Source organism: Ramlibacter sp. WS9 (genome assembly GCF_003797765.1).
Lineage (GTDB): Bacteria > Pseudomonadota > Gammaproteobacteria > Burkholderiales > Burkholderiaceae_C > Ramlibacter.
In genome coordinates, this window is sequence record NZ_RKMB01000012.1 from 167,863 (window position 1) to 190,650 (window position 22,788).

The 22,788-nt window shown below is 65.0% G+C and carries 24 protein-coding genes and 1 pseudogene; 23 read left to right on the forward strand and 2 right to left on the reverse strand.

Annotated elements, in window-relative coordinates:
* The first annotated feature begins 16 nt into the window (after positions 1-16).
* From EEB15_RS18780 to nagZ, 22 genes are all read left to right on the forward strand, one after another.
* Entirely contained in the window at positions 17-562 is a 546-nt protein-coding gene (locus EEB15_RS18780; RefSeq protein WP_141511400.1) for a DUF177 domain-containing protein, read from the forward strand.
* A 148-nt stretch (positions 563-710) separates the two neighbouring features.
* On the forward strand, positions 711-893 hold the full coding sequence (rpmF, locus tag EEB15_RS18785) for a 50S ribosomal protein L32 (RefSeq protein ID WP_141511401.1): 183 nt from the start codon (positions 711-713) through the stop codon (positions 891-893).
* A gap of 88 nt (positions 894-981) precedes the next feature.
* A complete protein-coding gene (gene plsX, locus EEB15_RS18790; RefSeq protein ID WP_141511436.1) occupies positions 982-2,031 on the forward strand; it encodes a phosphate acyltransferase PlsX in 1,050 nt (349 codons plus the stop codon).
* Between the two features lie 4 nt (positions 2,032-2,035).
* Positions 2,036-3,013, forward strand: coding sequence for a beta-ketoacyl-ACP synthase III (locus EEB15_RS18795; protein WP_141511402.1), 978 nt, complete (start codon positions 2,036-2,038; stop codon positions 3,011-3,013).
* Between the two features lie 58 nt (positions 3,014-3,071).
* Positions 3,072-4,022: an ACP S-malonyltransferase gene (gene fabD / locus EEB15_RS18800; RefSeq protein ID WP_141511403.1), complete on the forward strand. Its 951-nt coding sequence runs from the start codon at positions 3,072-3,074 to the stop codon at positions 4,020-4,022.
* Positions 4,019-4,765, forward strand: a complete 747-nt coding sequence (fabG, locus tag EEB15_RS18805) for a 3-oxoacyl-ACP reductase FabG (protein WP_141511404.1) — start codon at positions 4,019-4,021, stop codon at positions 4,763-4,765. Before fabD ends, fabG begins: the two co-directional genes overlap by 4 nt.
* Before the next feature lie 105 nt (positions 4,766-4,870).
* Positions 4,871-5,110 (forward strand): acyl carrier protein, encoded by a 240-nt coding sequence (gene acpP, locus EEB15_RS18810; RefSeq protein WP_141511405.1) that lies wholly within the window; start codon positions 4,871-4,873, stop codon positions 5,108-5,110.
* A gap of 7 nt (positions 5,111-5,117) precedes the next feature.
* The gene (gene fabF, locus EEB15_RS18815; protein ID WP_141511406.1) at positions 5,118-6,365 is read left to right on the forward strand and encodes a beta-ketoacyl-ACP synthase II; all 1,248 of its coding nucleotides are present in this window, start codon (positions 5,118-5,120) and stop codon (positions 6,363-6,365) included.
* A gap of 40 nt (positions 6,366-6,405) precedes the next feature.
* Positions 6,406-6,858 (forward strand): hypothetical protein, encoded by a 453-nt coding sequence (locus EEB15_RS18820; protein ID WP_141511407.1) that lies wholly within the window; start codon positions 6,406-6,408, stop codon positions 6,856-6,858.
* Complete coding sequence (gene rpoE, locus EEB15_RS18825) at positions 6,855-7,493, forward strand: RNA polymerase sigma factor RpoE (RefSeq protein WP_141511408.1); 639 nt, start codon at positions 6,855-6,857, stop codon at positions 7,491-7,493. Before EEB15_RS18820 ends, rpoE begins: the two co-directional genes overlap by 4 nt.
* Positions 7,494-7,563: 70 nt before the next feature.
* The gene (locus EEB15_RS18830; protein ID WP_233259542.1) at positions 7,564-8,145 is read left to right on the forward strand and encodes a sigma-E factor negative regulatory protein; all 582 of its coding nucleotides are present in this window, start codon (positions 7,564-7,566) and stop codon (positions 8,143-8,145) included.
* 16 nt (positions 8,146-8,161) lie between these two features.
* Positions 8,162-9,214, forward strand: coding sequence for a MucB/RseB C-terminal domain-containing protein (locus EEB15_RS18835; protein WP_141511409.1), 1,053 nt, complete (start codon positions 8,162-8,164; stop codon positions 9,212-9,214).
* Between the two features lie 99 nt (positions 9,215-9,313).
* Positions 9,314-10,786 (forward strand): DegQ family serine endoprotease, encoded by a 1,473-nt coding sequence (locus EEB15_RS18840; RefSeq protein WP_141511410.1) that lies wholly within the window; start codon positions 9,314-9,316, stop codon positions 10,784-10,786.
* Between the two features lie 519 nt (positions 10,787-11,305).
* Entirely contained in the window at positions 11,306-13,117 is a 1,812-nt protein-coding gene (gene lepA, locus EEB15_RS18845) for a translation elongation factor 4 (protein ID WP_141511411.1), read from the forward strand.
* A 79-nt stretch (positions 13,118-13,196) separates the two neighbouring features.
* On the forward strand, positions 13,197-14,162 hold the full coding sequence (gene lepB, locus EEB15_RS18850; protein WP_199236572.1) for a signal peptidase I: 966 nt from the start codon (positions 13,197-13,199) through the stop codon (positions 14,160-14,162).
* 26 nt (positions 14,163-14,188) lie between these two features.
* The gene (locus EEB15_RS18855; RefSeq protein WP_141511413.1) at positions 14,189-14,542 is read left to right on the forward strand and encodes a DUF4845 domain-containing protein; all 354 of its coding nucleotides are present in this window, start codon (positions 14,189-14,191) and stop codon (positions 14,540-14,542) included.
* Positions 14,543-14,552: 10 nt separating this feature from the next.
* Positions 14,553-15,236 (forward strand): ribonuclease III, encoded by a 684-nt coding sequence (gene rnc / locus EEB15_RS18860; protein ID WP_141511414.1) that lies wholly within the window; start codon positions 14,553-14,555, stop codon positions 15,234-15,236.
* Positions 15,233-16,168: a GTPase Era gene (era, locus tag EEB15_RS18865; protein WP_141511415.1), complete on the forward strand. Its 936-nt coding sequence runs from the start codon at positions 15,233-15,235 to the stop codon at positions 16,166-16,168. Before rnc ends, era begins: the two co-directional genes overlap by 4 nt.
* Before the next feature lie 59 nt (positions 16,169-16,227).
* The gene (gene recO, locus EEB15_RS18870) at positions 16,228-17,016 is read left to right on the forward strand and encodes a DNA repair protein RecO (protein WP_370283716.1); all 789 of its coding nucleotides are present in this window, start codon (positions 16,228-16,230) and stop codon (positions 17,014-17,016) included.
* Entirely contained in the window at positions 17,013-17,780 is a 768-nt protein-coding gene (locus EEB15_RS18875; RefSeq protein WP_141511417.1) for a pyridoxine 5'-phosphate synthase, read from the forward strand. Before recO ends, EEB15_RS18875 begins: the two co-directional genes overlap by 4 nt.
* Positions 17,777-18,181 (forward strand): holo-ACP synthase, encoded by a 405-nt coding sequence (gene acpS, locus EEB15_RS18880; protein WP_141511418.1) that lies wholly within the window; start codon positions 17,777-17,779, stop codon positions 18,179-18,181. The genes EEB15_RS18875 and acpS overlap by 4 nt, the downstream gene beginning before the upstream one ends.
* Complete coding sequence (gene nagZ / locus EEB15_RS18885; protein ID WP_141511419.1) at positions 18,178-19,257, forward strand: beta-N-acetylhexosaminidase; 1,080 nt, start codon at positions 18,178-18,180, stop codon at positions 19,255-19,257. The genes acpS and nagZ overlap by 4 nt, the downstream gene beginning before the upstream one ends.
* Before the next feature lie 59 nt (positions 19,258-19,316).
* On the opposite strand, the gene EEB15_RS18890 is transcribed toward nagZ, so the two are convergent.
* Both EEB15_RS18890 and lysS read right to left on the reverse strand, forming a co-directional pair.
* Positions 19,317-20,630 carry an Hsp70 family protein gene (locus EEB15_RS18890; RefSeq protein ID WP_141511420.1) on the reverse strand — a complete coding sequence of 438 codons (1,314 nt, stop codon included), beginning with the start codon at positions 20,628-20,630 and terminating at the stop codon, positions 19,317-19,319.
* Positions 20,631-20,636: 6 nt separating this feature from the next.
* Positions 20,637-22,175 (reverse strand): lysine--tRNA ligase, encoded by a 1,539-nt coding sequence (lysS, locus tag EEB15_RS18895; protein ID WP_141511421.1) that lies wholly within the window; start codon positions 22,173-22,175, stop codon positions 20,637-20,639.
* 91 nt (positions 22,176-22,266) lie between these two features.
* Here lysS and EEB15_RS18900 point away from each other — a divergent pair.
* Positions 22,267-22,788, forward strand: a pseudogene (locus EEB15_RS18900) (hypothetical protein); the annotation flags it as partial.

The following is a 22,788-nucleotide window of genomic DNA, read 5'->3' on the forward strand; positions in this document are numbered from 1 at the left end:
CTCTTACACTGGCCCAATGAGCAAAGAGTTCGCGGCCCGCAGGCTGGACATCAAGGCCTTCGCCGAGGAAGGCGCGCACGTGCAAGGCGAGCAGCGCTTGCGCGAATACGGACGCCTACTGGCCGAGACACAGGGTCGCGGGGCCGAGTCGCCGGTGGTCTGGACGGCCAGCGGAGAAATCCGCAACCCACTGCACGTACAGCCGGAAGTTTGGCTGCACCTCCAGGCGAACGCCACATTGCCGCTGACCTGCCAGCGTTGCCTGGCGTCGGTGGACGTGCCTGTGTCCGTGGACCGCGCCTTCCGGTTCGTCTCCGACGAGCAAATCGCGGCCGCGCAGGATGAGGAGTCCGAAGAGGACGTGCTGGCGCTCAGCCGCAGCTTCGATTTGCTCGAACTGGTCGAAGACGAGATGCTGATGGAAATGCCGCTCGCGCCGCGCCACGAAACCTGCCCGGTGCCGGTCAAGCTGGCTGTGGAAGATGCTGACTTCGACAGCGTTTCCGTCCAGCGCGAGAACCCCTTCGCGGTGCTGGGCAAGCTCAAGTCGGGCAAATCCTAGCCAAATCAGTGGCTTGGGCTATAATCATGGGCTTCGCGCCTGCAGGCAACGCACCTGGGAGCGCTTACTGTCAAACCCAGCTTACCGTCAAACCCATTAACCCGCCTTGGACGCTCTGCCCGGGGCCTTTTGAATCCAGGAGCCCCTCATGGCCGTTCAGCAAAACAAGAAATCGCCGTCCAAGCGCGGCATGCACCGTTCCCACAATGCCCTGGTCGTGCCGGGCATCGCCGTCGAAACCACCACCGGCGAAACCCACCTGCGCCACCACATCAGCCCCACCGGTTTCTACCGTGGCCGCAAGGTGCTGAAAACCAAGAACGACGCCTGATCCAGGCTTCACGCCCCCAAGGCCCGTCTGCCCGGCAGTACGGGCCTTTGTTTTTGTGGGTCCCGGTTTCGTTCTACATTTGAGTCCCATGACTACATTGGCTGTCGACTGCATGGGGGGCGACCACGGCCCCCGCGTCACACTGGCCGCATGCCGGCATTTCCTCGAGAAGCAGCCGGACGCGCAGCTGGTGCTGGTTGGCATGGCCGACGCGTTGAGCGGCTTCAGCCACCCTCGCGCCCGCGTTGTTGCCGCCACCGAAGTCGTCGCGATGGACGACGCCGTGGAAGTCGCGCTGCGCCGGAAGAAGGATTCCTCCATGCGGGTGGCCATCCAGCAGGTGAAGGAAGGCCAGGCCCAGGCGGCGGTTTCCGCGGGCAATACGGGTGCGCTGATGGCGCTCGCGCGCTATCTCCTCAAGACCGTGGACGGCATCGACCGTCCGGCCATCGCCTACCCATTGCCCAACGCCAAGGGTGGTGCCACCACGGTGCTCGATTTGGGCGCCAACGTTGATTGCACCGAACAGCACCTGCTGCAATTCGCCGTGATGGGTTCTGCCCTCGTGTCCGCCCTGAAACATGTCGACGCGCCGTCGGTCGGGCTGTTGAACATCGGTGAAGAAGTCATCAAAGGCAGCGAAGTCATCAAAAAGGCAGGTGAACTGCTGAGATCGGCGGCCAATTCCGGCGATCTCAACTTCTACGGCAACGTGGAAGGCAACGACATCTTCAAGGGCACGACCGACATCGTCGTGTGCGACGGCTTCGTCGGCAACGTCGCCTTGAAGACGAGCGAAGGGCTGGCGCAGATGATCGGCGGCTTCCTTCGCGAAGAGTTTTCTCGCAACCTGCTTACCAAACTTGCGGCAATAGTCGCCTACCCGATCCTATCTGCCTTTAAAAATCGCGTGGACTACCGTCGGTACAACGGTGCGGCCCTGTTGGGCCTGCGCGGTCTGGTCTTCAAGAGCCATGGATCGGCCGACGAGTTCGCCTTCGAGCAGGCTTTGAACCGGGCGTATGATTCGGCCCGAAACAACTTGCTCGACCGCGTCCAGGCGCGCATCGCCCATGCCCGTCCTTTGCTGGCGGCCGCAGAAAGCGATGCGCATCCGGCCGAAGCGGTGGCATCCTGACTTGATGACAAGATATTCCCGCATCACCGGCACCGGCAGCTATTTGCCGCCGCGCCGGCTGACCAACGCCGACCTGGCTGCCGAACTGGCCGCCAAAGGCGTAGAGACTTCCGACGAGTGGATCGTCGAGCGCACCGGCATCCGGGCTCGCCACTTCGCCGCGCCTGACGTGACGACCAGCGACCTCGGGGCCCACGCCGCGCGTCAGGCGCTTGAGGCCGCAGGCGTTGCGGCCAGCGAGATTGACCTGATCATCGTCGCGACGTCCACGCCCGACATGGTGTTCCCTTCGGCGGCGTGCATCCTCCAGAACAAGCTGGGCATCGCAGGTTGCGCGGCTTTCGACGTGCAGGCGGTTTGCAGCGGCTTCGTGTATGCGCTGACGGTGGCGGATTCCCTGATCAAGACGGGCGCTGCCAACAAGGCGCTCGTGATCGGTGCCGAGGTGTTTTCGCGCATTCTCGATTTCACGGACCGCACGACCTGCGTGCTGTTCGGCGACGGCGCCGGCGCGGTGGTGCTGGAAGCGTCGGAGATGCCCGGCATCCTCGCGAGCGACCTGCATGCCGACGGCAAGCATGTCGGCATTCTTTGCGTACCGGGCACGGTGTCGGGCGGGCAGGTGCTGGGCGACCCGCTGCTCAAGATGGATGGCCAGGCGGTGTTCAAGCTCGCCGTGGGCGTGTTGGAAGATGCCGCGCGCGCCACGCTGGCCAAGGCAGGCAAGACGGAGGCCGACATCGACTGGCTGATCCCTCATCAGGCCAACATCCGGATCATGCAGAGCACGGCCAAGAAGCTGAAGCTGCCTTTGGACAAGCTGGTTGTCACGGTGGATCAGCACGGCAACACGTCGGCTGCGTCGATCCCGCTGGCGCTCGACTCGGTGGTGCGCAGCGGCAAGGTCAAGAAGGGCGACACGCTCATGCTCGAAGGCGTGGGCGGCGGCTTCACCTGGGGCGCGGTCCTGTTGGACTTCTAGGCGCTGCCGCTTCGCGCCGACCCCTCTCTCTGTCTATCTCATTGCGTTGGAAACGAACATGAAACCGTTCGCTGTCGTCTTTCCGGGACAAGGCTCGCAGTCCGTCGGCATGCTGGATGCCTGGGGTGACCATCCGGCCGTCGTTGAGGCTTTGAAGGAAGCGTCCGACGCCCTCGGCGAGGACGTGGGCAAGCTGATCAAGGATGGCCCTAAAGAAGCCCTTGCACTGACCACCAACACCCAGCCGGTGATGCTGGTGGCGGGCGTTGCGGCTTATAGGGCATGGCGCGCCGAGGGCGGGGCAGCCCCGGCCGTCGTTGCGGGCCACTCGCTCGGCGAATATTCCGCGTTGGTGGCGTCCGGCGCCCTGACGCTGGCCCAGGCCGCGCCGCTGGTACGGTTCCGCGCACAGGCAATGCAGGATGCAGTGCCCGTCGGTTGCGGCGCGATGGCCGCCATCCTGGGCATGGAAGCCCAGAAAGTGATCGAGGGCTGCGCCGAAGCCGTGCGGACTTTCGGCACCAACACGACCGAAGTGGTGGAAGCCGTCAACTTCAACGACCCCGCGCAGACCGTTATCGCCGGCAGCAAGGCCGCAGTGGAAAAAGCCTGTGAAATCTTGAAGGCCAACGGCGCGAAACGCGCTCTGCTGTTGCCCGTGTCCGCACCGTTCCATTCGAGCCTGATGAAGCCGGCCGCCGAAAAGCTGAAGGAAAAGCTCGCAGCAACCGTATTCGCCGCGCCCCAAATCCCCGTCATCAACAACATCGAGGTCAAGGTCGAAAACGATCCCGATCGCATTCGCGCTGCGCTCTACGAGCAGGCCTTCGGCCCGGTCCGTTGGGTCGAATGCGTGCAGGCGATCAAGGCCCGTGGCATCACGACGCTCGTGGAGTGCGGCCCCGGCAAGGTCTTGGCGGGCCTGTGCAAGCGGGTGGACCCCGAACTGGCAGGACTGGCCGTCTACGACCCGGCTACGCTGGCTGAAGCGAAAGGGGCTCTGGCATGAACACGACCATCGAAGGACAGGTGGCCCTGGTCACCGGCGCTTCGCGCGGCATCGGGGCCGCCATCGCGCACGAACTTGCGCAGCGTGGCTTGAAGGTCATCGGCACCGCAACCACTGACGACGGCGCAGCCAAGATATCCTCCGCTCTTTCCGTCCACGCGGGCTGCCGTGGGGCGACGCTCGACGTGAACAACGCCGCAGCCGCCGAAGCGCTGATCGACAGCATCGTGAAGGAGCATGGCGGTCTGCAGGTCCTCGTCAACAACGCTGGCATTACCCGCGACATGCTGGCGATGCGATTGAAAGACGATGACTGGGACGCCGTGCTCGACACCAACCTCAAGGCCGTGTTCCGCATGAGCCGCGCCGTGATGCGCACCATGATGAAGCAGCGCTACGGGCGCATGATCAACATCACCTCGGTGGTGGGCGCGTCCGGCAACCCGGGCCAAGCCAACTACGCGGCGGCCAAGGCGGGTGTCGCGGGAATGACGCGCGCCCTGGCGCGCGAGCTCGGCAGCCGTGGCATCACCGTGAACTGCGTGGCGCCAGGTTTCATCGAAACCGACATGACGGCCTCGCTGCCCGAAGAGCAGCAGAAAGCCCTGTTGGGGCAGATTCCGCTGGGACACCTGGGCAAACCGGCCGACATCGCGCACGCGGTGGCTTTCCTGGCCTCGCCGCAGGCCGGCTACGTGACGGGGCAGGAACTGCACGTCAACGGTGGCATGTACATGTCCTGAAGGCAAGATCACCAGCCGGTTTATCCGCCCGGCGGCGGCCTGCAGGGGAAGCAACCCCGTGGCGGCTAAAATCGCGGATTCATTCACAACCCGTTTGAGGGAACCATGAGCGATATCGAAGCACGTGTCAAAAAAATCATCGCCGAACAACTCGGCGTGGAAGAGTCCCAGGTCACCAGTGAAAAAGCCTTCGTGGCCGATCTCGGTGCCGACTCGCTCGACACGGTGGAACTGGTGATGGCGCTCGAAGACGAGTTCGGCATCGAGATCCCGGACGAAGACGCCGAGAAGATCACGACGGTGCAGAACGCCATCGATTACGCCAACTCGCACCAGAAGGCCTGACGAGAAAATGAGCCGACGCCGAGTTGTCGTCACCGGCCTGGGGTGTGTCAGCCCCGTGGGCAACACGGTGGCGGAATCCTGGTCCAACCTGCTCGCCGGCAAGCCCGGCATCGACCTCATCACGCACTTCGACGCGAGCAATTTCGCGTGCAAGTTCGCGGGCGAGGTCAAAGGCTTCAACATCGGCGACTACATCGCCGAGAAGGAAGCCCGGCACATGGACCGTTTCATCCATCTCGGCCTGGCCGCCGCCTGCCAGGCGGTCGTCGACAGCGGCCTGCCCACCGGGGACGCGCTGGGCGATGAACTGGCCACGCGCATCGGCTGCAACATCGGGGCCGGCATCGGCGGGCTGCCGATGATCGAGCAGACCCACACCGAGCTCATCAACCGGGGGCCGCGCCGCGTGTCGCCCTTCTTCGTGCCCGCATCGATCATCAACATGATCTCCGGCCACGTATCGATCAAATACGGGTTCAAGGGTCCGAACATCGCGGTGGTCACGGCCTGCACGACGGGCCTGCACGCGATCGGCCTGTCCGCGCGCATGATCGAATCGGGCGATGCCGACGTGATGATCGCCGGCGGTGCCGAAGCGGCCGTCTCGCCGCTGGGGATTGGCGGCTTCGCATCCGCACGCGCGCTCTCCACTCGCAACGACGATCCCAAGACGGCTTCGCGCCCCTGGGACAAGGACCGCGACGGCTTCGTGCTGGGCGAGGGTGGCGGCGTCATGGTGCTGGAAGAATACGAGCACGCCAAGGCCCGCGGCGCGAAGATCTACGCCGAGGTGGTGGGTTTCGGCATGAGCGCCGATGCGTACCACATGACAGCACCCGACGTGGACGGCCCGCGCCGCTCCATGGTCAATGCGCTGAAGAATGCCGGCATCAATACCGACCAGGTTCAGTACCTCAACGCGCATGGCACGTCCACGCCGCTGGGCGACCTGAACGAGACGAACGCCATCAAGGCCGCCTTCGGCGACGCCGCGAAGCAACTGGTGGTCAATTCCACCAAGTCGATGACCGGCCACCTGTTGGGCGGCGCCGGCGGCATCGAGTCGGTGTTCACGGTGCTGGCCATCCACGAGCAGAAGAGCCCTCCGACCATCAACATCTTCAACCAGGATCCGGAATGCGACCTGGACTATTGCGCCAACACCGGGCGCGACATGAAGATCGACTTTGCCGTGAAGAACAACTTCGGTTTCGGTGGCACCAACGGCACTCTCGTTTTCAAGCGGCTGCAGTGACGCGGGGCCGCATCCCGGCAACTTCCGCCCCCGGCTTTCCATGCACGGCGCCCCCTCGGTGACTTACCCGGCGGGGCGCTCGCGCTTGGCGGCGGGCATCCTCGCGGCGGTCTGGCTGCTCGGTTGCGCCGCTGCGCTGCTTTGGTGGACGCACTCACCCGGCCGATGGCGCATGGCCATGATGCTGGCCGCGCTGGCGGCCACGGGCGCGGCCGCTGCCTGGAGCTGGTGGCGCCAGCGTCGCGGCGTCCTGGAATGGGATGGCACTGCCTGGAGCTGGTCGGGCCATGCCGGCGCGACGGCCGGGCAAATCGAAGTTGCCCTCGACCTGCAACACAGCCTGCTGGTGCGCTGGGCTGCGGCGGGTGTGTCGCGCTGGCTGTGGCTGGCGCGCAGCGACCGCGGCGAGCGCTGGGACGACCTGCGGCGTGCTGTATATTCGCGCGCCAGACCGCAAGCGCTGCGACCGGACAGCCCCGCAGCGACACCATGACGAAACCGCCTCCTGCTTCCGCCCCCACTGCCGCCGACACCGACCTGATGCTGGTCGAACGCACGGTGGCCGGCGACCAGAAGGCTTTCGAGCTGCTGGTGCTCAAGTACCAGCGCCGCATCGAGAGGCTGATCGGGCGCATGGTGCGCGACGTGGACCTGGTCGAGGACATCGCGCAGGAAACCTTCATCCGCGCTTACCGGGCGCTCGCCCAGTTCCGCGGCGAAGCCCAGTTCTACACGTGGCTGTACCGGATCGCGGTCAATACAGCCAAAAAAGCTTTGGGTGACCTGAAGCGGGACCCCCTGGTGTCGGAAACGGCACTGCGCGGCGGTGGCGACGAGGAAGATGAAACTTCCGCCGTGGAGAACGAACTAACCACCGCGGAAACGCCCGAAACCGTGTTGGCGGCCAAGGAAATCGCCGCTGCGGTGAACTCGGCCATGGACGCGCTGCCCGAGGAGCTGCGCCAGGCGGTGACCTTGCGCGAGATCGAAGGCCTGAGCTACGAAGAGATCGCGGAAGTGATGAATTGCCCGATCGGCACCGTGCGGTCCCGGATTTTCCGGGCGCGCGAGGCTATTTCGGCGAGGATCAAGCCCTTGCTGGAAAACCAGTCGGGCAAGCGCTGGTAGGCGCGAAGGGCGGGCGGAAGAGGTGGCCGAGAGATGGTCGAGAAGTGGCCGAAATGGGCGAGGTGAAGCGATGGACAACATGAACACAGCGGAATTGATTTCGGCGCTGGCCGATGGACAGCTCCAGGGTGAGGCGTTCGCGCACGGGGTCGAAGCCGCCGCAGGCGACGAGGCTGCGCGCGAAACCTGGCACACCTACCATTTGATCGGTGACGTGCTGCGCTCCGGCGAGCATGTGTCCGGCACGGTGCCTTCGGCGTTTCTTGGCCGCCTGCAACTGCGGTTGCAAGAGGAGCAGTCGGTAGCGCCGGCCGCGCCAGGCCCGGCCGAGATCATCAAGAATTTCCGGGGTGCGCAGGCCGCCAACGACACCAGCTTTCGCTGGAAGGTGGTCGCCGGTTTCGCGTCGCTGGCCGCCGTCGCCGCCGTCGGGTGGACGGTGGTGGGTGGGCCGAACGGCAAGCCCGAGCAGGCCCAGATGGCCGCCGTTCCAACCGGAGCCGTGCTGGCTGAAACCCAGCGCGGCGTGATGATCCGCGACGCGCGCCTGGACGAATTCATGGCCGCGCACCGCCAGCTCGGCGGCGCGTCCGCATTGCAGATGCCTGCCGGTTTCCTGCGCAACGCGACCTTCGAAGGACCGATCCGCTGACCGCGGCAGGCCACGCATGGGATACGCCGACAAGCCGACAGCCATCCTCGCCGCGCGCTGCGCCGCCGCCTTATGGGCCGCAGGCACGTTGGGCCTGGCTGCCGCGGAGACCCCGCAGGCGCTGCCCGGGCCGTCCATCACGCGCGTCCAGGTCAAACAACCCGAGCGCAGCGTCGGGGATTGGCTGGTCCGCATGCACGAGGCATCGCGCCTGCGCAGCTACATCGGCACGTTTGTCGTGACCTCCAACAATGGCGGCATGTCCAGCGCCCGCATCTGGCACGCCTGCGATGGCGAGCAGCAGGTCGAACGTGTGGAGTCTCTCACCGGCGCGCCGCGTTCGACCTTCCGGCGCAACGACGAGGTCGTCACGTTCCTGCCGGAAACGCGCGTGGTGCGCGCCGAGAAGCGCGAGTCGCTCGGGCTGTTTCCCAATTTCCTGAAGTCCACCGATGGCGCCATCGCCGAGTTCTATACGGCGCGCCGCCTGGGGGCCGATCGCGTAGCCGGCTTCGAGGCAGATGTGGTGCAGCTCGCTCCCAAGGACAGCCTGCGTTTCGGCTACCGGGTCTGGAGCGAGAAAAAGACCGGCCTGGTGGTCAAGCTGCAGACGGTCGACCTGGACGGCAACGTGCTGGAGCAGGCGGCGTTTTCCGAGCTGGCGCTGGACGCGCCCGTGCGCATCGACAAGCTCAACCAGATGATGAGTGCGACGGAAGGCTGGCGCGTCGAGAAGGCAGACGCCGTCAAGACCACGGCCGGGGCCGAAGGCTGGCAGCTGAAGTCCGCCGTCGCCGGGTTCAAGCCGATCAGCTGCTACAAGCGTCCGGCCAGCGGGACGCCCGCGCCCGAAGGCACGCTGCAGTGGGTCTTTTCCGATGGCTTGGCCGCAGTGTCGCTGTTCGTGGAGTCTTACGACCGGCAGCGGCATGTGCAGGAAGGCATGTTTTCCAGCGGTGCGACCCAGACGCTCACCCGCCGCATCCAGGACTGGTGGCTCACGGCTGTGGGCGAAGTGCCGCCCCAGACCCTCAAGGCATTTGCAGCCAGCCTTGAGCGGCGCAAATAAGCCCCCAGCTTGTCGCGGATGTGCGAATGTAGTGGCTCGCCCGCGCGAACCATTTTTCCGCTTTTCGTTCTCAGCATTACCAGTGTTTGAAAGGTCGACATGTTCAAGTTCGATGGGATGAAGTCTCGTACCCTGGGCATGACCCTGGCGTTGGCCCTGGCCGGGTCCGCGTCGTTGCTGCCAGCAGGTCCGGCGCAGGCCCAGGCGGTTCGCGGCCTGCCCGACTTTACCGAGCTGGTGGAGCAGGTCGGGCCCGCGGTGGTGAATATCCGCACGCTGGAGCGCACGCGCACCGGCGCCGCGGCTCCGGGCGCCATGGACGAAGAAATGCAGGAGTTCTTCCGCCGCTTCTTCGGCCAGCCGATGCCCGGTGTGCCGCGGCAGGCCCCGCGTCCGAACCGCCCGCAGCCCGACGAGGAGCAGCCCCGTGGCGTGGGCTCTGGCTTCATTCTGTCGACCGACGGCTTCGTGATGACCAATGCCCACGTGGTGGAGGGCGCCGACGAGGTGCTGGTCACCTTGCCCGATCGGCGCGAATTCAAGGCCCGGGTGGTGGGCGCGCCCGACAGGCGCACCGATGTTGCCGTCATCAAGATCGAGGCTACCGGCCTGCCGGCTGTGAAGATCGGCGACGTCAACCGGCTCAAGGTCGGTGAGTGGGTGATGGCCATCGGCTCGCCGTTCGGGCTGGAGAATTCCGTCACGGCGGGCATCGTGAGCGCAAAGGGGCGCGAGACGGGCGACTACCTTCCCTTCATCCAGACCGACGTGGCGATCAACCCCGGCAACTCCGGCGGCCCGCTGATCAACATGCGCGGCGAGGTGGTTGGCATCAACAGCCAGATCTATTCGCGTTCGGGTGGCTTCATGGGCATCTCGTTCGCGATTCCCATCGACGAGGCGATCCGCGTAGCCGAGCAACTGCGGGCATCGGGTCGCGTCACGCGCGGCCGTATCGGCGTGCAGATCGACCAGGTCACCAAAGACGTGGCCGAATCCATTGGCCTGGGCAAGCCGCAGGGCGCGTTGGTGCGAAGTGTGGAGAGCGGATCGCCGGCCGACAAGGCGGGTGTGGAAGCCGGTGACATCGTCACGAAGTTCGACGGCAAGACCATCGAGCGCGCCACCGACCTGCAGCGCCTGGTGGGTAACACCAAGCCCGGCACGCGCAGCACGATGACCGTGTTCCGTCGCGGCGGATCGAAGGACATCGCGGTCACGGTCGCCGAGATCGAGCCGGAGAAACCGGTGCGCCGCGCGGCCGACAAGGACGAAAAGCCGAAGGGCTCGCCGGCCGCGCAATCGGTCGGCCTCTCGGTGAGCGACATGAGCGCCGAGCAGAAGAAGGATCTGAAGCTCAAGGGTGGTGTGAAGGTCGAGGCCGTGACCGATGCGGCAGCTCGTGCGGGTATCCATGAAGGCGACATCATCGTTGCCATCGGCAACACCGAGATCGCAAGCGTCAAGGACTTCGATGCGGTGATCGCGAAGGTGGACAAGACCAAGCCGATCCCCGTGTTGCTGCGCCGCGGTGAATTGGCGACCTATCTCTTGATCCGGCCTGTCCGCTAGAGCCGGCGCAGTCTTTCAACTCCGTGAAAGCCCCAGCCCCCAGTCGGGTTTGGGGCTTTTTCATGGGCCTTGGCCAAAAAAATACGAGGGTCAAAAAATATTTTTGACGCGGCCGTGATTGCCTGTAAGTTTGCAATCGCTAACTTTTAATCGGAGCTAATTACATTTTTGGATAGAATCCGCGCACCTCATCGGCCATTAGCGGCATATCAAAAACCGGCTAACCCACCATGCGGGATGATTCCCTCTGGTCCACCGCCGATCCACAGATCGCCCACAAGTTGTCCCACGACTTGGTCCCTAATATTGTTGATAAGTTGTGAATAAGATCTATGTTGCTGGACTGCAACGAGCCCCTTCAAGCACCGGCCCGGCTGTACGCCCTGGGCTTTTTGCCTACAATGAAGCTCCAACTATCGCAGTTGCCATAGATTGTTGGTTTAGGGCGCGTCACTCTTCGACGCGCCCTTTTTTCTTTTCCACCCCCGTTTGAATTCAATCACTTAAGCGTTCCCGTTGATGAATCACATCAGAAACTTTTCGATCATCGCGCACATCGATCACGGCAAATCGACGCTCGCTGACCGCTTGATCCAGCGCTGCGGCGGCTTGTCGGATCGGGAGATGGAAGAGCAGGTGCTCGACTCGATGGATCTCGAAAAGGAGCGTGGGATAACCATCAAGGCGCAGACCGCTGCGCTGCGCTACACGGCGCGCGATGGACAGGTCTACAACCTCAATCTGATCGACACGCCGGGCCACGTCGACTTCTCGTATGAGGTCTCGCGTTCGCTGTCGGCGTGCGAAGGCGCGTTGCTCGTCGTCGATGCGAGCCAGGGCGTGGAAGCGCAGACGGTCGCGAACTGCTACACCGCGCTCGACCTCGGCGTGGAAGTCGTTCCAGTTCTCAACAAGATGGATCTGCCGCAGGCCGACCCGGAGAACGCGAAGGCGGAGATCGAGGACGTCATCGGCATCGACGCCGGCGATGCGATCCCCTGTTCGGCCAAGACCGGGATGGGCATCGACGAGATCCTCGAAGCTGTCGTTGCGCGCATCCCGGCGCCGCGCGGCAATCCGCAAGGGCCGCTCCGCGCGATGATCATCGACAGCTGGTTCGACACCTACGTCGGCGTCGTGATGCTGGTGCGTGTCGTCGACGGCCGCCTCGCCAAGGGCGAACGCATCAAGATGATGGCGACGGGCGCTACCTACAACGCCGACAACCTGGGCGTGTTCACGCCGGGCAGCCAGCCGCGCGATGCGCTGGAGTCCGGTGAAGTGGGTTTCATCATCGCGGGCATCAAGGAGCTGCAGGCGGCCAAGGTCGGCGACACCGTGACGCTGATCAAGACGGGCACGGGCGGCGCGGCCGCCACCGCGACCGAGGCGCTGCCGGGCTTCAAGGAAATCCAGCCTCAGGTGTTCGCGGGCCTGTACCCGACCGAAGCGAACCAATATGATTCGCTGCGCGACGCGCTGGAAAAGCTCAAGCTCAACGACGCCTCGCTGCACTACGAACCCGAAGTCAGCCAGGCGTTGGGTTTCGGATTTCGCTGCGGCTTCCTCGGACTGCTCCACATGGAGATCGTGCAGGAGCGCCTGGAGCGTGAGTTCGACCAGGACCTGATCACCACCGCTCCCAGCGTCGTCTACCAGGTGCTCAAGGCCGATGGTGAGATGATCATGGTCGAGAACCCGTCCAAGATCCCCGACCAGGGCAAGGTCACGGAGATCCGCGAGCCGATCGTGACCGTGCACCTGTACATGCCGCAGGAATACGTGGGGCCGGTGATGACGCTGGCCAACCAGAAGCGCGGCGTCCAGCTGAACATGGCGTACCACGGCAAGCAGGTCATGCTGACCTACGAGATGCCGCTGGGCGAGATCGTGCTGGACTTCTTCGACAAGTTGAAGTCGGTCAGCCGGGGCTACGCGTCCATGGACTACGCCTTCAAGGAGTTCCGGGCGTCCGACGTGGTCAAGGTCGACATCCTGCTCAACGGCGAGAAGGTGGATGCGCTGTCCATCATCGTCCACCGCACCCAGTCGCAGTACCGGGGCCGGGCGGTGGTGGCCAAGATGCGCGAAATCATCAGCCGCCAGATGTTCGATGTCGCGATCCAGGCGGCCATCGGCGCCAACATCATCGCCCGCGAAACCATCAAGGCGCTGCGCAAGAACGTGCTGGCAAAATGCTACGGCGGCGACATCAGCCGCAAGCGCAAGCTCCTCGAAAAACAAAAGGCAGGCAAGAAACGCATGAAGCAGATCGGTTCGGTCGAAGTCCCGCAGGAAGCGTTCCTCGCTATCTTGCAGGTCGAAGAATGAGGCCCCCACGCTCACTCCGTTCGCTGCCCCCCGAGGGGGCGCATGCCGTCCTAGAGGCGGCTCGTCGGACGGCATCATGATGCAAACCCTGACGGCCGCGGTGCTCGCGGCGTTCGCCGGTTATGCCGGTGCCTGGTACCTGGGCTACGTGGAGGGCAACTTCGCCCTGCTGCTGTTCCTGGCCACCGTCGTCACCGGCCTGTACTGGCTGGCCGAGCGGCTGTATTTCCTGCCCGCGCGGCGGATTGCGGCCGAGCGGCTGGAAGTGAGCGCGGCGCGTCGCCGGTCCGATCTCGCCGCCCAGGGCATCACACATATTGATGGCGACGTCGCCCAGGCGCGGCAGCGCCTGCTGATGCAGCCGTGGTGGCTGGACTGGACGGCGGGTCTGTTTCCAGTGATCCTGGCCGTGTTCGTGCTGCGCTCATTCCTGTTCGAGCCGTTCAAGATCCCGTCGGGATCGATGATCCCGACGTTGCTGGTCGGGGACCTGATCCTGGTCAACAAATTCACCTACGGCGTGCGGCTGCCGGTGCTCAATACCAAGCTGACCGAGGGCACTGCGCCGCAACGCGGCGACGTGATGGTGTTTCGCTATCCGCCCCAACCCAACCTGGACTACATCAAGCGGGTGGTTGGCGTTCCGGGCGACGAAGTCTCGTACATGAACAAGCAGCTGGCGGTGAATGGCCAGCCGGTACCCAAGACCACGGTCCCGGATTTCTTCGACGAAGACGCGATGCGCTACTTCAAGCAGTTCGAGGAAGTGGTGGGGACCAAGCGCTACCGCATACTCAACGACGACAACGCGCCGGCATTCGTCTCCGCGGCAATGAACTTTCCCTCCAAGGAGAATTGCCGCTACAGTGTCGAGGGTTTCGTCTGCAAGGTGCCGCAGGGGCACTATTTCATGATGGGCGACAACCGCGATAATTCAGCCGATTCGCGCGTCTGGGGGTTCGTCCCGGACCGCAACATCGTCGGCAGGGCGTTCTTCGTCTGGATGAATTTCGGCAGTTTCAAGCGCATCGGCGCATTCGAATAGTGTCTTTGCAGGAGAAGGGTTAACACATGAAGCGTCGACTCAAATCAAGCCAGTCCGGCCTCTCGTTCATCGGCCTGCTGTTCGTGGTGGGCGTGCTCGCCTGCCTCGGCGTCCTTGGGGCGCAGGCTTTTCCGACGGTCGTCGAGTACCAGGCCATCCTGAAAGCCACGCAGAAGGCGTCCGAAGGCGGCACGGTGGCTGAGGTCAGGCAAATCTTCCAGAAAGCGGCGGACATTGACGACATCAAGTCCATCAGCGCCAAAGACTTGGACGTGAGCAAGAACGGCGACAAAGTCATCGTGAAGTTCGCGTACACGCGGGAAATTCACATGTTTGGCCCGGCTTGGCTGCTCCTCAAATACGCCGGCCAGTCCAAGTAAAAAGGCAAGCGTGGATGGCCAACTCATTGCACTGCAGGCCCGCTTGCAGCACCAGTTCTCCGACCGGCAGTTGCTGGCGCGGGCGCTGACGCACCGCAGTTTTTCGGCTGACCACAACGAGCGCCTGGAATTCCTGGGCGACTCCGTGCTGAACCTCGCAGTTGCGGCACTGCTGTACGACCGGTTGAAAGATCTCCCCGAAGGCGACCTGTCGCGCGTGCGGGCCAACCTGGTCAAGCAGGAAACCCTGCACCAGTTGGCCGTCACGCTGGGCCTGCCTGACCTGCTGCGCCTGGGAGAGGGCGAAATGCGCTCCGGCGGCAGCCGGCGACCTTCCATCCTGGCCGATGCGCTGGAAGCCGTCATCGGCGCCGTGCACCTGGATGCCGGCTATGGCGCCGCCGAGGCGCTGGTGCGCCGTCTGTTCGAGGACGTCGAGATCAAACCCACCATGGCCGCGACGGCCAAGGACCCCAAAACCGAACTGCAGGAGTGGCTCCAGGGCCGTAGGATGAAGCTTCCCGTTTACCGAGTGGCCGCGACGCTGGGCGCCGCACACAAGCAGACGTTCGATGTCGAGTGTGAAATCCCCGAACTGGGCACTGTCGAGCGGGGCATCGGCGCATCCCGCCGCGCCGGCGAGCAGGCCGCCGCGGCCGCGATGCTGCTGGCGCTGAAGGCGAAGGGGAAATGATGGAACCCGAAGAAAAGAAAGACGACGGCATCGCCGGCGTCCAGCGCTGCGGCGTGATCGCCATCGTCGGCAAGCCCAACGTGGGCAAGTCCACGCTGCTGAACGCGCTGGTCGGCCAGAAGATCAGCATCACCTCGCGCAAGGCGCAGACCACCCGGCACCGCATCACCGGCATCCGGACGGTGGGGGCGGCACAGTTCGTCTTCGTCGATACGCCGGGCTTCCAGACGCGCCATGCCACCGCGCTCAACAAGTCGCTGAACAAGACAGTGATGGGCGCCATCGGCGACGTCGACTTGGTCCTGTTTGTGGTCGAGGCCGGGAAGTTCACCCTGGCCGACGCCAAAGTGCTGTCGCTGCTCAAGCCGGGCATCCCCGTGCTGCTGGTCGCCAACAAGCTCGACGAAGTGAATCGCCGCGGCGACATCGCGCCCTGGCTGCAGGAAATGCAAAAGCGCCACGCATTCGCCGAGTTCGTGCCCATGTCGGCCAAGAACGCTAAAGACGTGGAACGTCTCTTCGCCATCTGCGAGAAGTACTTGCCCGAGCAACCCTGGTGGTACGGCGAAGACGAGCTCACGGATCGAAGCGAGAAGTTCCTGGCTTCGGAAACGGTGCGCGAGAAGCTGTTCCGTTTCACCGGCGATGAATTGCCCTACACGTCTACCGTCATCATTGACAAGTTCGAGGAAGAACCCAGCCCCAAGCACAAGCGGATGGTCAAGATTGCCGCCACCATCGTGGTCGAGCGCGACGGCCACAAGGCGATGGTGATCGGCGAGAAGGGTGAGCGCTTGAAACGGATCGGCACCGAAGCCCGCCAGGAACTCGAGAAGCTCATGGACTGCAAGGTGTTCCTGGAAGTCTGGGTCAAGGTCCGTTCGGGCTGGGCCGACGACGAAGCCCGGGTGAAGTCCTTCGGCTACGAATAAAGGGATGTTGGCCCCCACGTTTGCCGCTGCGCGGCTGCTCTGCCCCCCGAGGGGGCCCAATTCCCCTAGGGGCGGTCCGTCGGGGACTTGAGACTGCCGTGGCCAAGCGCATTTCCGACGAGCCGGCCTTCGTCCTGCACCGTTACGACTGGAGCGAGTCGAGCCTGATCCTGGAAGTGTTCACGCGCCACCACGGCCGCGTGGCGCTGGTAGCCAAGGGCGCGAAGCGGCCAAGCTCCAACTTTCGTCCCGTGCTGCTGCCGCTGCAGCCGCTGCACGTGGCTTTCGGCGGCGACACCGAAATCCGCACGCTCAAGGGCGCCGAGTGGGGCGGCGGCCAGGTCATGCCGACCGGCGACGCGCTGCTGTCGGGTTACTACCTCAACGAGCTCCTCCTGCGCCTTCTGGCACGCGACGACCCGCATCCACAGTTGTTCGACACCTATGCGGCGGCGGTGAGCGTGCTGGCTTCGGAGCATGGCGAGGCATTGGAGCCTGCGCTGCGCGCGTTCGAGCTCCTCTTGCTGCGAGAGATCGGCCTGCTGCCGTCGCTGGACATGCAGACTTTGTCGTTGGGCCCCTTGGAGCCGGATGCCCGCTACAGCCTGCTGCCCGAAGCAGGTTTGGTGGCCTCGCGTGATGAGGGCGCGCGTACCAGCCTGAGCGGCGCGCAGTGGCTGGCCCTGCAGCGCGCGCTCGACGACAGCGCCCCGTTCAACGCGACGCTGCAGCAGGCGGCGCACACCATGGCCGAACTCAAGCCCCAATTGCGCACGCTGCTGCACTACCATTGCGGGGTTTCGACGCTGCGAACCCGCCAGCTGATGATCGACCTGCAAGCCTTATGACTTCTTCCAAGACCGCGCTGTCAGTCAACCTCAACAAGGTGGCTTTGGTGAGAAACACGCGCCACCTGGGCATTCCCAGCGTCACGCGCGCCGCAACGTTGTGCCTGCAGGCGGGAGCCCAGGGAATCACAGTGCACCCACGCCCAGACGCCCGCCACATCCGGCCCGACGATGTGCATGCGCTGCACGAGCTGCTCAAGTCCTGGCCGGGTGTCGAATACAACATCGAGGGCAACCCCTTCCACAACCTGATGGAGTTCGTGCGCGAGCTGCGGCCGCACCAGTGCACCCTGGTTCCCGATAGCGAAGGCCAGTTCACGAGCGACCGCGGCTGGATCCTGCCGGCCGACAGCGAAAGGCTGAAGCCCGTGATCGCGGAGGCGAAGGCGCTGGGCGTTCGCGTCAGCCTGTTCATGGATCCGCTCCCCGATGCCATGGCGCACGCCAAGGCCGTGGGCGCCGACCGCGTGGAGCTATACACCGAGAGTTACGCCAGTGCCTGGGGCACGCCGCTCCAGGCAGAGGTGCTGCGGCAATTCGCCGATGCGGCGCGCGCAGCCATGGCCGCGGGGCTCGAAGTGAACGCGGGCCATGATCTTTCCCGCGAGAACCTTGCCGATTTCCTGCGCGAAGTGCCCGGCGTGCGCGAAGTGTCGATCGGCCATGCGCTCGTCTCGGACGCGCTGGAGCTGGGCTACGCGGCCACCATCAAGGGCTACCTCGCCAGCATCGATAGGGCCTTCGACAGCGGGGCCGTGGCTTGATCCAGGGCATCGGCACCGATATCTGCGATGTGCGGCGAATCCGCGCGTCGTTCGAGCGGCACGGCGAGCGCTTTGCCCAGAGAGTCTTGAGCGACGGCGAGCTTGCAGTGTGGAAGTCCCGCAGCGCCCGCTGGCCCGAGCGCGGCGTGCGCTACCTGGCGACGCGCTTCTCCGCCAAAGAGGCGTTCAGCAAGGCCGTGGGCCTGGGCCTGCGCATGCCGATGACCTGGCGGCTGTGCGAGATCGCGAATCTCCCCAGCGGTAAACCCGTGATCGTGCTCCACGGTGGCTTGAAAGAGTGGTTCGAAGCGCAGGGCTGGATTGCCCACGTGACCGTCACCGACGAAACCGACTACGCGGCGAGCTTCGTCGTGGTCGAGAAAAGAGAAACACCCCCATGAGCCACCATGCTCCCCTGATCCTGGACATCGCGGGAACCGCATTGACCGAAGCCGACCGTGTGCGGCTCGAACACCCGCTGACCGGCGGACTGATCCTGTTCCAGCGCAACTGGCACGACCGCGAGCAGCTCGAGCTGCTGTGCGCGGAGGTCAAGTCCATCCGTCCCGACATCCTCATCTGCGTGGACCATGAAGGCGGCCCGGTGCAGCGCTTTCGCACCGATGGCTTCACGCACCTGCCGCCCATGCGCGCGTTCGGCGAGATGTGGATGAAAGACAAGGGCGGGACGGGCACAGGCGCCATGGCGGCGACCAATGCCGCAACGGCCGCCGGCTACGTGCTCGGCGCCGAGCTGCGCGCCTGCGCCGTTGACTTCAGTTTCACCCCGGTGCTGGACCTGGACTATGGCGAAAGCAGCGTCATCGGCAAACGGGCCTTCCATCGCGACCCGCGCCTGGTGTCGGTGTTGGCCAAGAGCCTGATGCACGGCCTGCTGCGCGCGGGCATGGCGAATTGCGGCAAGCATTTCCCGGGTCACGGGTTCGTCACGGCGGACTCGCATGTCGACATCCCGGTCGACAAGCGCAGCTTGAAAGCGATCCTGGCGGAGGACGCCGCGCCGTACGAGTGGCTCAGCACGACGCTGTCGAGCGTCATGCCAGCACACGTCATTTATCCGAAGGTCGATTCACGGCCGGCCGGGTTTTCCAGCCGCTGGCTGAACGACATCTTGCGCGGCCAGCTGGGCTTTGGCGGCGCCGTCATCAGCGACGACCTGAGCATGGCCGGGGCGCGCCTGATCGACGGGCGAGAAGTGAGCTTCACCGAAGCCGCCGTGGCCGCGTTGAACGCCGGCTGCGACCTCGTGCCGTTGTGCAACCAGTCGCTGGGCGACGGACGGGCCGTGGACGAACTGCTGGCCGGGCTGGACGAGGCGCTGGCCAAGGGTCAGTGGCGTGCCAGCGAGGCCAGCGAGCAGCGGCGCCTCGCCTTGCTGCCGGTGGGCCCGGCGCTGGACTGGGACTCGCTCATGGCGCATCCCGACTACATGCGCGCGCTCGACCTCATACCCTAGACAAGACCCACCCCCGAAGCGCCTGCGGCGATGCCCCCTCGGGCGTTGCCCTCTCCCCCTCAAGGGGGCGCCACCAGCGGCCCGGCGGAGCCGGTTCCGCGGTGGCCGCTTGCGAAGGTCCGCGCTCCGGCATATGCGAGACCGGAGGCAACGCCGCCGAACAAGTCGCCCTCGACCAGGGGAACACCCGGAAACCTTCTGCGCAGCGCCGCCTGGAAAGGCTTGAGCGCCGACGATCCTCCGGTGAGATAGATCGCGTCGAGCTGGCCGCCCGCCAGCCCGGCGCGCCGCGTGCATTCGTGGGCGCAGTCCATGACCTGGCCAAGCAGGCCCTCAAGATATTTCTCCACCGACTGCGCGTCGAATTCCGTGCGCAGGCCCGGTTCGATGTAGCCCAAGTCCAGGGGCGTTGCGAACTCGCTGCTCGAACTCCGGATCTTGGCGCCCTCCACGTCACCGGCGAGGTGATGTCCGAGGTGCTCCTGCAGTACTCTCAGCAGGCGATCGTGCAGCCGCGAATCTGTGTAGTTGGTGCGCAGATCCTGGGCCTGCTGCCATGCCTTGGGCGTGTACAGCCAGTTGATCATGTGCCAGGTGGCCAGGTCGAAGAAAATCGGCGCCGGCACCTCACGGCCCTGAGGACCGATGTGGCGCCGCCCAAGCAGCGGCATAACCTGTTCCAGGCTCAGCTTGCGGTCGTAGTCCGTGCCCGCGACATGGACGCCGGTGGTGGCCAGGATGTCGTCCGTGCGGTCTGGCCGGCCGGCGCGATCAGGGCCCAGGCGCACGACGGTGAAGTCCGACGTGCCGCCGCCAATGTCTGCGATCAGCGTCAGGGACTCCTTGCCGACACGGCGCTCGTAGTCGAAGGCAGCGGCGATCGGTTCCAGCTCGAACGAGACATGATCGAATCCCGCGGCTTTTGCGGCCTTGAGCAACGCGGCCTGGGCCTGCTTGTCGCGGGCGGGGTCGTCGTCGACGAAGTGCACCGGCCGCCCGATCACCACGTGGCGCGGCTCGCCTTGCACGTGGGCGCGGGCGCGCTCGCCCAGCTCCTGCAAGAAGCGGGAAATGATGTCCTGGAAGCTCACCAGGCCGTTGGGCGTGTGCGTCTTTTCCTTGAGCAGGCTGCTGCCCAAGAGGCTCTTGAGCGAGCGCATCAGCCGGCCTTCGACACCAGCGAGATACAGCGCCACGGCATCCCGGCCGAAATGGATGCTGCGGTCCTCGCCGTTGAAGAACACGGCGCTGGGCAGCGACGTTTCCTTCCCTTCCAGCGGGACGAGCCGGGCCAGACCGTCGGCTCCCACGGTCGCGATCGCCGAATTGGAGGTTCCGAAGTCGATGCCGAGGGTGTACTGCGGGCCGGGCATCGGCGGTCAGGTTTCCCGGCGCAGGGCCGGGAACAGGATCACGTCGCGGATGCTCGGGCTGTCCGTCAGCAGCATCATCAGCCGGTCGATGCCGACACCGCAGCCGCCGGTGGGAGGCATGCCGTATTCGAGTGCACGCACGAAGTCATGGTCGTAAAACATCGCCTCGTCGTCGCCGGCGTCCTTGGCATTGACCTGCGCGTTGAAGCGCGCGGCCTGGTCTTCGGCGTCGTTGAGTTCCGAGAAGCCGTTGCCGAATTCACGGCCGGTGATGTACAGCTCGAAGCGTTCCGTCACCTCCGGCCGCTCGTCGTTGGCGCGTGCCAGCGGCGAGATTTCGGTCGGGTGTTCCATGATGAAAGTCGGCTGCCAGAGCTTTTCTTCCACGGTCTCCTCGAAATACATCACCTGCAGGCTGGCGAGCGAGCGGGCGGCCAGGCGGTCCTTCTCCTCGGTCATGCCCAGCTTGCGCAGCGCGCTGGTCAACCATGTGCGGTCATCGACATTGGCGCCGGCCTCGGTGTGCTTCACGATGGCTTCGCGGATGGTCAGGCGCTCGAATGGCTGCGTGAGGTCGACTTCGCGTCCTGCGTAGGTCAATTGCAACGTGCCGACGGAGCGTTGCGCCACATCGCGGATCAGCGACTCGGTGAAGTCCATCAGGTCGCGGTAGTTCCAGTACGCCGCGTAGAACTCCATCATGGTGAATTCGGGGTTGTGGCGCACCGAGATGCCTTCGTTGCGGTAGCTGCGGTTGATTTCGAACACGCGCTCGAAACCGCCGACGATCAGGCGCTTCAAGTACAGCTCCGGCGCGATCCGCAGGAACATCTGCTGGTCCAGCGCGTTGTGGTGCGTGACGAACGGCTTGGCGTTGGCGCCCCCCGGGATCGGGTGGAGCATCGGCGTTTCGACTTCCAGGAAGTCGTGCGACACCATGAACTCCCGGATGCCGCTGACGGCCTTGCTGCGGGCGACGAAGCGGTCGCGCGCCGCCGGGTCCATCATCAGGTCGACGTAGCGCTGGCGGTACTTCACTTCCTGGTCGGCCACGCCGTGGAACTTGTCCGGCATGGGCCGCAGGCTTTTGGTCAGCAGGCGCAGGGAAGTGACGTGCAGCGACAGCTCGCCGGTGCGGGTCTTGAACAGCTTGCCCTCGGCGCCGACGATGTCGCCCAGGTCCCAGTGCTTGAAGGCGGCGTAGACCTCTTCGCCCACGTCGTCGCGCGTCACGTACAGCTGGAACCGGCCGGTGGAATCCTGAATGGTCGCGAAGCTGGCCTTGCCCATCACCCGCTTGAGCATCATCCGACCGGCGACGCTGGCCGTCGTGCCCTGTTCGGCCAGCAGCTCCGGCGTCTTGTCGCCATGGTGCTGTTGCAGGTCGGCCGCGTGGTGGCCGGGCTTGAAGTCGTTTGGAAAAGCCACGCCCTTGCCTTGCTTCTGCGCCTCGCGCAGGGCCTTGAGCTTCTCGCGGCGCTCGGCGATCAGCTGGTTTTCGTCGACTGCGGGCGCAGCCGGGGCAGGGGTGTTGTTGTCGGACATGAAAGGGAAGGGAAAGGGTTTTGGCGGGCCAAACCGCCCATTTTAGTTTTTTGTGGCGGGGCGGTCCCAGGGGCCCTCGATAATCCACGCCATGTTTTTGAAAGCTGGCGCCTTGTCCCTGGCCCTGCTGCTTGCCAGCCGGCTGCTCGGGCTCTTGCGCGAGTCGGCGCAGGCGGCGGCTTTCGGCACGTCGGCATTCGCCGACGTCGTGGTGCTGATGCTCACTTTGCCGGACTGGCTGGCCGGCGTCCTGGCCAGCGGCGCTCTGGCCTATGTGCTGGTGCCGGCGTGGGCGGGCAAAGCCCCGGCGCAGGTCGCGGCCAGCCAGCGCCGGGTCGCGTGGTGCTTGCTGGGCGGCGGCGGCGTGCTGGCGTTGCTGCTGTTCATCGCGCGCGAGCCGGCCCTGGCGCTGCTCGCCCCCGGGCTGCCGGTCGCGATGCAACCGATCGCGGCCGCCGCGCTGGCCTGGAGCGCGCTGGCATTGCCGGCGGCCCTGCTGGCCGCGTTGTGGACGACGCGGCTGCAGCACGAACGGGATTTCACGGGCATGTATTCGGCCAACCTGGTCGTCAACGCGGTGCTGATCGCCGCCATAGCTTGGGCAGCCGGGCGG